A 9551-nucleotide genomic window follows, 5' to 3' on the forward strand; every position below is an offset into this window, starting at 1 on the left:
CCGTGGCGGGAAGTGACTTTGAGTTTGTTTTCTTCCTGGAGCTGGACGCCTCCGTCCAGGATCCCAGCGTCCTGGCCATGCTGGAGGAGATGGAGCGCAGCTGTGCCGAGTTCCAGTTCTTGGGCAACTACGCGGAAGTCTGAGCCATGGATGAGCGGATTTACGGCCTGCTGGGCCGGAAGCTGGGCCACAGCTGGTCCGTCCCCATCCATGCCGCCCTGGGCAACGGCGCCTACCGCCTTCTCGAGCTGGAGCCGGATGGACTGGCTCCCTTTCTTCACCGGAAGGACATCGGCGGCCTGAACGTCACCATCCCCTACAAGCGGGACGTGATGCCCCTGTGCGATGAGATCGACCCGGCGGCGGAGGCCATCGGCAGCGTCAACACCATCGTCCGGTGCGCAGACGGCAAGCTGGTGGGCTATAATACGGACATCGACGGGTTCCTCTATATGGCCTGCCGGGCGGGTATCTCCCTGTCAGGGAAAAAAGTCGTGATTTTGGGCAGCGGCGGGGCGTCTCTGACGGCCCAGACCGCCGTCCGGCAGGGGGGCGCGGCGGAGGTTGTGGTGGTATCCCGTTTCGGTCCGGACAACTATGACAACCTCTCTCGCCACGCTGACGCGGAGATCCTGGTGAACGCCACTCCGGTGGGCATGTACCCCGGCAACGGCCAGTCTCCCGTGGACCTGTCCGTATTTCCCGTCTGTCAGGGGGTGCTGGACGTCATCTACAATCCCCGGCGCACGGCCCTGCTGCTGCAGGCGGAGGCGCGGAGCATCCCCTGCTCTGACGGACTGCCCATGCTGGTGGCCCAGGCGGTGGCGGCAGAGGAGCGGTTCTTCAACAGGTCCATTCCCGCCGGTGAGAATGAGCGGATTTTGGTTCAGCTCCGGCGGGAGATGACCAACCTCATCCTGATCGGCATGCCCGGCAGTGGCAAGACCACGGTGGGGGAGGCGCTCTCCCGCCTCACCGGCCGGGAGGCCGTGGATCTGGACCAGATGATCGAAACCACCGCCGGCTGTTCCATCCCGGAGATCTTCCAGCGTGAAGGCGAGTCCGGCTTCCGGGCCCGGGAGCGGGCCGCCGCGGAGGAGGCTGGGAAGCGCACAGGCGTCATCCTCCTCACCGGCGGCGGTATCATCAAGACGGCGGAAAACTACGCGGCCCTCCATCAGAACGGCCGCATCTATCAGCTGGTACGGGATCTCAGCCTGCTGCCCACCGAGGGCCGGCCCCTGTCCCAGGGGGCGGATCTGGCCGCCATGTGGCGGGAGCGGGCGCCCCTGTACGCCCGATTCCGGGACGTGGAGATTGACAACAGCGGCACGGTGGAGGACACCGCCGCCGCCATCTGGAGGGATTTTTGTGCACATTCTGGTAGTTAACGGCCCCAATATGAACATGCTGGGAATCCGCCAGCCGGAGATCTACGGCCATGAGACCTATGAGGACCTGAAGGCCCTGATCCGGGCGGAGGCGGACCGGCTGGGCGCGTCCGTCTCCTTCTTCCAGTCCAACCACGAGGGGGCCCTGGTGGACGCCATCCAGCAGGCATACTTCGACCATGTGGACGGCATCATCATCAACCCGGCAGCCTACACCCACACCAGTGTGGCCCTGCTGGATGCCGTGAAGGCGGTGGGGATCCCCACGGTGGAGGTCCACGTCTCCGACCCGGACAGCCGGGAGGAGTTCCGCCGTGTCTCCTACATCCGGGCCGCCTGCGCGGCCACCATCCGGGGCCATGGGCTCCAGGGATATGTGGAGGCCCTGCGGTTTCTCTGCGGCGCGGACGCTTGACAAACGGCGGTCTCTGACGGATAATATGCCCATACCCCATTGGGTATCCGGGAGGTGTCGGCATGAGACAATGTATGGATGCGGACAACCTGCACCGGCGGCTGAAGAAGATCATCGGCCAGGTGCAGGCCATTGACCGCATGGTAGACGAGGACGTGCCCTGTGAGGATGTGCTGTCCCAGATCAACGCCGCCAAGTCCGCCCTCCACAAGTGCGGGCAGGTGGTGCTGGAGGGGCACATCCAGCACTGTGTCCGGGACGGCATCCAGCACGGGGATGCGGACAAGACCATCGAGAGCTTCACCAAGGCGGTGGAGCGGTTCTCCAACATGGGTTGAAGGCAAGGGGATCGGCTGAAAAGCCGATCCCCTTTGTATATGTTACAGGATTTTCTCCAGAGCGTAATTGGTCAATACCTGTCCGCGGCAGGGCACCTGCTGTTCCCGCTCTATCGCATAGCCCCGGCCGAGGAAGAAGGGCAGGGCGGTCTTGGAGGCGTGGACAGTGACGGCGTCCACCCCCAATTCCCGGCAGTGGGCCTCCAGCGCGTCACACAGGGCTGCGGCGATGCCCTGTCCCTGGCAGTCCCACCGGACGAACAGGTGGTCCAGATAACCGGTATCCTCCACATTGCCGTAGCCCACAATCCGCCCGTCCGCCTCTGCTACCAGGGTGTACAGCCGCTGAAACCAGCTGTCCCGTGTCAGCAGATCCGCCTCTCCGGCGGCCCAGGCTTCCACCTGGGGCGGGGCGTAGTCCCGGCAGTTCACCTGCCGAACCGTCTCACCGAACAGGCGGGCCAGAATGGGCAGGTCTTCTGTCCGGTAGCGCCGCAGTCGCATTTCTGTTCTCTCCTTCCTGTTTTGTGGTCATTTTACAGGAAGAATCTGTGTGCCGCAAGGTATTTTGCCTGAAAACGGCGGCACTTTTTCTTGACAGGCATACCCCTATGGGTATAATATACATATACCCCCATAGGTATAAAGAGAGGATGTGAGCCATTTGATCCATACTCTGGAGCGATTTCTGGAGTGGGGCGGCGTGAAGAAGGCCGTGACCTGCCTGGTCTTCTCCGGCATCGCCCTGCTTGTCAGCATCTTCGACCTGCTGCCGCAGCTGCCCTTTGACGCCGCCTGGGCAGCTGTCGTCCTCTGCGGTATCCCCATCATCTTGGAGGCAGTCATCGGCCTGGTGACAGCCTTTGACATCAAGGCGGACGTGCTGGTGTCCATCGCCTTGATTGCCTCCCTCATCATTGGGGAGGACTTCGCCGCCGGCGAGGTGGCCTTCATCATGCAGCTGGGCGCCCTGCTGGAGGATCTCACGGTGGCCCGGGCGCGGGCCGGCATCGAGAAGCTGGTGCATCTGACGCCCCAGACCGCCCGCCGCCTCACCGGCGGCCGGGAGGAGGCCATTCCCGCCGAGCAGGTGGCTGTGGGCGACGTGCTCCGGGTGCTGCCGGGCGAGACCGTGCCAGTGGACGGAGAGATTCTCACCGGACAGACCTCCATCAACCAGGCGGTGATGACCGGCGAGTCCCTGCCTGTGGACAAGGGGCCCGGAGACGAGGTTTCCAGCGGCACGGTGAACCAGTTCGGCGCCTTCGAGATGCGGGCGACGAAGGTAGGGGAGGACAGTTCTATCCAGCGGATGATCCGGCTGGTCCAGTCCGCCGATGCCGGCAAGGCCAGGATCGTGGGGCTGGCAGACCGCTGGGCCACCTGGATCGTAGTGGCGGCCCTGACCGCCGCCGCCTTGACGGGCCTCATCACCCGGGATCCCATCCGAGCGGTGACCATTCTGGTGGTATTCTGCCCCTGTGCCCTGGTGCTGGCCACTCCCACTGCCATCATGGCCGCCATCGGCAACGCCACCAGGCACAGCTTTCTGGTGCGGGAGGGAGACGCTCTGGAACGGCTGGCCTCCGTCTCCCAGGTGACCTTTGACAAGACAGGCACTCTGACCCTCGGCACCCCCCAGGTGAAGCTGGTGGAGAGCCTGCTGCCGGACGTATCCCGGGACGCGCTCTACGCCTGGACTGCGGGGGCGGAGCTCCGGTCCGAGCACCCGTTGGGCCGTGCCGTTGTTCAGGGCTGGCGAGCCGAGACCGTCGCGGCGCCGCCGGAGACAGCGGACTTCCAGATGCTCCCCGGCCGGGGTGTTTCTGCCACTGTGGCGGGTCATCACCTCGTCGCCGGTAACCGGGAGCTGCTGACAGAGGAACATGTCCCCTGGGAATCCTTGTCCCAGGCTGCCGTCCCTGCCCTGGAGCAGGGCTGCACCGTCATCTATGTGGCGGTAGACGGCCGCCCGGCGGGCTTTCTGGCCCTGGCAGACACCCTGCGGCCAGACGCCGCCGGGACCATCCGGGATGTCCGGGCCACCGGCGTGACCCCGGTGCTGCTCACCGGCGACCACGAGAGGGCCGCCCGGCATATTGCCGGAGAGCTGGGCATCGGCACCTTCCAGGCGGAGTGCCTGCCGGAGGATAAGCTAACCTGGATCGACCGCAGCCAGCAGAGTGGACATCTGGTCTGCATGGTGGGGGACGGCATCAACGACGCTCCAGCCCTGAAGCGGGCCCATGTGGGCATTGCCATGGGCGGCGTGGGCAGCGACATCGCTGTGGACGCCGCGGACATCGCCCTGGTAAACGACGACATCCGGGAGCTGCCCCATCTGCTGGCACTCTCCAAGCGGATGATGCGCACCATCAAGAGCAATCTGGCCTTCTCCATGACCTTGAACTTCATCGCCATCGCCCTGGCTATCATCGGTATCCTGAACCCGGTGGTGGGTGCCCTGGTCCACAACGCCGGGTCCGTGCTGGTGATTGTCAACTCCTCTCTGCTGCTGAAGTGGCGGAAGCGCCCGTGACAGCGGCAGGCCATGGGACAGAAGATTCTGCGCCCTCCTACAGCAAAAAGCCCCCCGGCCTCTGCCGGGGGGCTTTTTAAGTCCTGGCTTCTCACCCCTTCAGGGTGTTCAGCAGGTGCCGGATGTGAATGCTCATGGCGTGGCGGGCGCCAGCCTCGTCCCGCTGCATCAGAAAGTCCAGAATCATGTAGTTGTCCGCGATGGCGATGCTCTGCATGTGCGCCCGATTTACGGAGACCTGCAGGATCTCGTTCACCGCGCCGTTGATGATCGGGTACAGCCGCCGCATATATTCGTTGTGGGAGGCCTTGATGATGGCCATGTGGAACTCCTGGTCCGCCAGGGGCCAGTCTCCGCCCGCCTTTGCGATGCGCTCCATCCGCTCCGCTTTCTGGCGGATCTGCGCCAGTTCCTCGTCTGTGGCGCGCTGACAGGCCAGCGCCACGGTGGCGGGCTCAAAGATCAGCCGCATTTCAAACAGGTCCCTGGCCCGGACCCGGGACCGCAGGTTGGACAGCGCCGTCAGATCCACCGCGCTGGCGGGCAGATCCTCCGTGACAAACGTGCCTTTGCCCCGGCGGATCTCCAACACGCCCTGGGCCACCAGAAAGGAGATGGCCTCCCGGAGCGTGGTGCGGCTGACGTGCAGCGCCTCACTGAGTTCGTTTTCATTCGGGAGCTTGCTCCCCGGCGTGAACTGCCGTTCGTCCATGATTAGCTCGCACAGCCGGTCGGCCGTCCGCTCCGACAATTTGACTTTCCGTCCCTCACCCATGCGCATCCCTCCATCATCCGTGGTGAGGTCAGGCATTTCTCCACTGGATTTTCCGGCCAGTACGGAAATGTCCTTGACATCATATCTCTTTTAGAGTACAATGACATCATACAACAAATGAAAAAATAATACAACTATTTTGTGAAAAAATGAGGTGAACCGCTTGTGACGGCCAAGGACATGTTTTCCCACCGCGTCTCGATCCTCACCGGCCACTACGGCACCGGAAAGACGGAGGTCTCCGTCAATCTGGCCCTGGCGCTGGCCGCTGAGGGGGAACAGGTAATGCTGGCGGATCTGGATATCGTCAACCCCTATTTCCGCTCTCGGGAGCGGCGGCCCCTCCTGGAAAAAGCCGGTGTGCGGGTGATTTCCTCCTCCCAGGCCTGTTCGGACGCGGATGTCCCCGCCCTGCCGGCGGAGCTGCTGACCATTCTGGAGAACCGGGAGATCCGGGGCATCCTGGATATCGGCGGCGATCCGGTGGGCGCCCGGGTGCTGGCCCGGTTTCAGCCCAAGATCGTACAGGAGGATTACCAGCTGATTTTCGTCCTCAACGCCAACCGGCCGGAGGTGCGGGATGCGGAGAGCGCCGCCGCCTACCTCCGCTCCATTGAGGCCGTCACCGGCCTCACCTGCTCGGGCCTGGTGAACAACACCCATCTGTGCGGCGAGACCACGCCGGCCGAAATCCGCAAGGGCGCCGCCCTGGCACAAGAGGTTTCCCGGCAGACCGGAATCCCGATCCTCTGCCACACGGCGGAGCGGCGGTTCTTAGAATCCCTGTCAGACCTGGGGGAACCCGTGTTCCCCATTGCCATCAATATGAAAAAGCCGTGGGAGCGCTGACTCCGCGGCAGGAAAAAAGGAGGCATCCTGCAACCATGACAGCAAAGGTAACCTTCAACTCTGACCGGTGCAAGGGCTGTGAGCTGTGCACCACTGTGTGCCCGAAGCACATCGTCGCCATCGATCAGGCCGTCATCAACCGGAAGGGGTATCACCCCGCCCATGTGACGGACATCAGCCAGTGCATTGCATGCGCCAGCTGCGCGAAGATCTGCCCGGACTCCATCATCACTGTGGAAAAATTCTGAGAAGGAGGTCATCGACCGTGGAAAAAGAACTTTGGAAAGGAAATGAAGCCATCGCCGAGGCCGCCATCCGCGCCGGCTGCGACTGCTTCTTCGGCTATCCCATCACGCCTCAGAGCGAGGTCCCGGAGTATATGTCCGCCCATCTGCCCAAGGCGGGCGGCGTGTTCCTGCAGTCTGAGTCTGAGGTTGCGGCCATCAACATGGTGTACGGCGCCGCCGGCGCCGGCATGCGGGCCATGACCTCTTCCTCCTCCCCCGGCATCAGCCTGAAACAGGAGGGCATTACATACATCGCCGGCGCCGAGCTGCCCTGCGTCATCGTCAACTGCATGCGCGGCGGTCCGGGCCTGGGCACCATTCAGCCCGGCCAGGGCGATTACTATCAGGCCACCCGCGGCGGCGGCAACGGCGATTACCGGACGCTGGTCCTCTCCCCCTCCAATGTGCAGGAGGCGGTGGACTTCGTCCAGGAGGCATTTGACATTGCCGACCAGTACCGCAACCCCGTCATGGTGGTTATGGACGGCCTGATTGGCCAGATGATGGAGCCCATCGAGTGGCGTCCTGTCCCCAAGCGGGACCTGCCCCCCAAGGACTGGGCCACCACCGGCCGTAAGGACCGGGACCACAACAACATCATCAACTCCCTGTACATGGATCCGGAGGAGTGCGACCGTCACAACGACCATCTGGCGGAGAAATACGCCCTGATGGAGAAGAACGAGGTCCGCTGGTCCGAGACGGAGTGCGAGGACGCCGAGATCGTCATCACCGCCTACGGCACCCCTGCCCGGATCGCCCTCACCGCCCTTGAGACGCTGCGCGCCGAGGGGCTGAAGGTGGGCCTGTTCCGTCCCATTACCCTGTGGCCCTTCCCGGAGGAGGCCCTGCGCAAGCTCTCCAAGGCCGACCACGTGAAGGCATTTTTGGATGTGGAGATGAGCTCCACCGGCCAGATGATCGACGATGTCCGTCTGTCCGTGGAGGGCAGAAAGCCCATCCATTACCTGGGCCACGCCGGCGGCGTGATGCCCACCGTGGAAGAGATGGTAGAAGCGGCCAAGAAGGCCTTGAAGGAGGGCAAGTGACATGGCGATCGTATATGAGAAATCCCGGGGCCTGACGGACGTGGAGTTCCACTACTGCCCCGGCTGCCACCACGGCATCATCCACAAGCTGGTGGCAGAGTCGCTGGTGGAGCTGGGTCTGCTGGATGACGCCATCGGCGTGTGCCCCGTGGGCTGCTCCGTCTTCGCGTACAAGTATTTCAACTGCGACATGCAGGAGGCCGCCCACGGCCGGGCGCCTGCCGTAGCTACCGGCATCAAGCGCACCCATCCCCATCAGGCGGTGTTCACCTACCAGGGCGACGGTGACTTGGCCTCCATCGGCGCGGCGGAGATCGTCCACGCCGCCATGCGGGGCGAGAAGTTCACGACCATCTTTGTCAACAATGCCATCTACGGCATGACCGGCGGTCAGATGGCCCCCACCACTCTGATCGGCCAGAAGGCCACTACCTGCCAGGAGGGCCGCACCCGGGAGCAGGCCGGTATGCCTATCCGCATGGCGGAGATGCTCTCCACCCTGGACGGCTGCGCCTATGCCGAGCGGGTCTGCGTCACGGATATCGCCAACATCAACAAGGCCAAGAAGGCCATCAAGAAGGCATTCCAGAAGCAGATGAACGGCGAGGGCTTCACCTTTATCGAGGTGCTGTCCACCTGCCCCACCAACTGGGGCATGACGCCGCTGAAGGCCAATCAGTGGCTGAAGGACAACATGGTCCCCTACTATCCTCTGGGTGTCATCAAGGAGACGGCCCCGGAAGGCGCGGAGGTGAAATGAGATGAAAAAAGAGATCGTCATTTCCGGCTTCGGCGGCCAGGGCGGCCTGGCCATCGGCAAGAATCTGGCAGAGGCCGGCATGGCTGAGGGCCTGAACGTTACCTGGGCTCCTTCCTACGGCCCCGAGATGCGTGGCGGCACCGCCAACTGCTCTGTGGTGCTCTCCGACAAGCCCGTGGGATCTCCCGTGTTCGCCCATCCCACCGAGCTCATCGCCCTGAATGAGCCCTCTCTGGTCAAGTTCGAGGAGGGCGTCGTCCCCGGCGGCATGGTATTCGTCAACAGCGACGTGGTGACGGATAAAGTCTCCCGCACGGACCTGACGGCCTACTACATCCCCTGCTCCCAGATCGCCGACGAGGTGGGCAACCCCAAGGTCAGCAACATGGTGATGCTGGGCGCCTATGTGGCCGGCACCAAGGTGCTGAAGGCGGAGACCATCGAGAAGATGATCCAGGAGATGTTCACCGGCGCCAAGGCCAAGTTCGTCCCCCTGAACATCGAGGCGTTCCGCCGCGGCATGGCCTGCGTGCAGTGATTTGTTTCAGAGGGCCGGCGAGTTTGCTCACCGGCCCTCTCTCTTTGGCGGGCCCTGCGCTTTCTGTGCATTTTAACAGTTGACTTTGGCTGTGTATCAGCGTATAAAAGATATCATAGAAGAATATGGCTTTATATTGCGTGGAACGGGACACGCCGCGAAGATCTCTCCCCTCAGAGAGCTGCCGGACGGTGCGAGGCAGCGGGGGCAGCTTTGCTGGCCTCCCCCGGGAGCAGTGGGCGGAACAGAGCTTTCCCAGTACGCCGCACCGGACGCCCTCCGTTATCGGGGCAGACGAGCGGCCGCTGGACCAGCGGCAACGAGAGTGGTACCACGGAAGTTTGACTTTCGCCTCTCCTGTGCAGGGCAGGAGTGCGCGAAAGTCTTTTTGCTATCCCCCAAAACTTCAAACTATTTTTAAGGAGCGATCAATATGCTGGATATTCAAATCACCAAGACCACCAGCCCCAAGGCCAAGCCCGCGGACGAGAGCAAGCTGGGCTTCGGTAAGATTTTCACCGACCACATGTTCGTCATGGACTATGCGCCGGACAAGGGCTGGCATGACGCCCGCATCGTCCCCTATCAGCCCTTCCCCCTGGATCCTGCC

Annotated in this window: 11 protein-coding genes and 1 pseudogene; 10 read left to right on the forward strand and 2 right to left on the reverse strand. The window is 63.2% G+C overall.

What is annotated here, in order from left to right:
• Window positions 1-146: 146 nt before the first annotated feature.
• The 3 genes from QVE23_RS06415 (at window position 147) to QVE23_RS06425 (ending at window position 2144) form a co-directional block, all read left to right on the forward strand.
• Window positions 147-1391, forward strand: coding sequence for a shikimate kinase (locus QVE23_RS06415; protein ID WP_025545244.1), 1245 nt, complete (start codon window positions 147-149; stop codon window positions 1389-1391).
• Window positions 1372-1806, forward strand: coding sequence for a type II 3-dehydroquinate dehydratase (gene aroQ, locus QVE23_RS06420; RefSeq protein ID WP_025545245.1), 435 nt, complete (start codon window positions 1372-1374; stop codon window positions 1804-1806). The genes QVE23_RS06415 and aroQ overlap by 20 nt, the downstream gene beginning before the upstream one ends.
• Before the next feature lie 62 nt (window positions 1807-1868).
• On the forward strand, window positions 1869-2144 hold the full coding sequence (locus QVE23_RS06425) for a metal-sensing transcriptional repressor (protein ID WP_025545246.1): 276 nt from the start codon (window positions 1869-1871) through the stop codon (window positions 2142-2144).
• 42 nt (window positions 2145-2186) lie between these two features.
• On the opposite strand, the gene QVE23_RS06430 is transcribed toward QVE23_RS06425, so the two are convergent.
• Entirely contained in the window at window positions 2187-2648 is a 462-nt protein-coding gene (locus tag QVE23_RS06430) for a GNAT family N-acetyltransferase (protein ID WP_256264584.1), read from the reverse strand.
• Between the two features lie 151 nt (window positions 2649-2799).
• On the opposite strand from QVE23_RS06430, the gene QVE23_RS06435 reads away from it, so the two are divergent.
• Entirely contained in the window at window positions 2800-4683 is a 1884-nt protein-coding gene (locus QVE23_RS06435) for a heavy metal translocating P-type ATPase (RefSeq protein WP_287967771.1), read from the forward strand.
• A gap of 91 nt (window positions 4684-4774) precedes the next feature.
• Here the strand turns inward: QVE23_RS06435 and QVE23_RS06440 are convergent, their stop codons facing one another.
• Window positions 4775-5458 (reverse strand): FadR/GntR family transcriptional regulator, encoded by a 684-nt coding sequence (locus tag QVE23_RS06440; protein ID WP_025544674.1) that lies wholly within the window; start codon window positions 5456-5458, stop codon window positions 4775-4777.
• A 165-nt stretch (window positions 5459-5623) separates the two neighbouring features.
• On the opposite strand from QVE23_RS06440, the gene QVE23_RS06445 reads away from it, so the two are divergent.
• From QVE23_RS06445 to QVE23_RS06470, 6 genes and pseudogenes are all read left to right on the forward strand, one after another.
• Window positions 5624-6307, forward strand: a complete 684-nt coding sequence (locus QVE23_RS06445; RefSeq protein ID WP_021748013.1) for a P-loop NTPase — start codon at window positions 5624-5626, stop codon at window positions 6305-6307.
• Window positions 6308-6342: 35 nt separating this feature from the next.
• Complete coding sequence (locus QVE23_RS06450; RefSeq protein WP_021748014.1) at window positions 6343-6555, forward strand: 4Fe-4S dicluster domain-containing protein; 213 nt, start codon at window positions 6343-6345, stop codon at window positions 6553-6555.
• 17 nt (window positions 6556-6572) lie between these two features.
• Window positions 6573-7643 carry a 3-methyl-2-oxobutanoate dehydrogenase subunit VorB gene (locus QVE23_RS06455; RefSeq protein WP_021748015.1) on the forward strand — a complete coding sequence of 357 codons (1071 nt, stop codon included), beginning with the start codon at window positions 6573-6575 and terminating at the stop codon, window positions 7641-7643.
• Window position 7644: 1 nt separating this feature from the next.
• Complete coding sequence (locus QVE23_RS06460) at window positions 7645-8403, forward strand: thiamine pyrophosphate-dependent enzyme (protein WP_119310409.1); 759 nt, start codon at window positions 7645-7647, stop codon at window positions 8401-8403.
• A 1-nt stretch (window position 8404) separates the two neighbouring features.
• Window positions 8405-8941, forward strand: coding sequence for a 2-oxoacid:ferredoxin oxidoreductase subunit gamma family protein (locus QVE23_RS06465; RefSeq protein ID WP_021748017.1), 537 nt, complete (start codon window positions 8405-8407; stop codon window positions 8939-8941).
• Window positions 8942-9374: 433 nt separating this feature from the next.
• Window positions 9375-9551 (forward strand): annotated as a pseudogene (locus QVE23_RS06470) (branched-chain amino acid aminotransferase); the annotation flags it as partial.

The sequence above is a fragment of the Oscillibacter sp. KLE 1728 genome (assembly GCF_934833455.1).
Lineage (GTDB): Bacteria > Bacillota > Clostridia > Oscillospirales > Oscillospiraceae > Oscillibacter > Oscillibacter welbionis.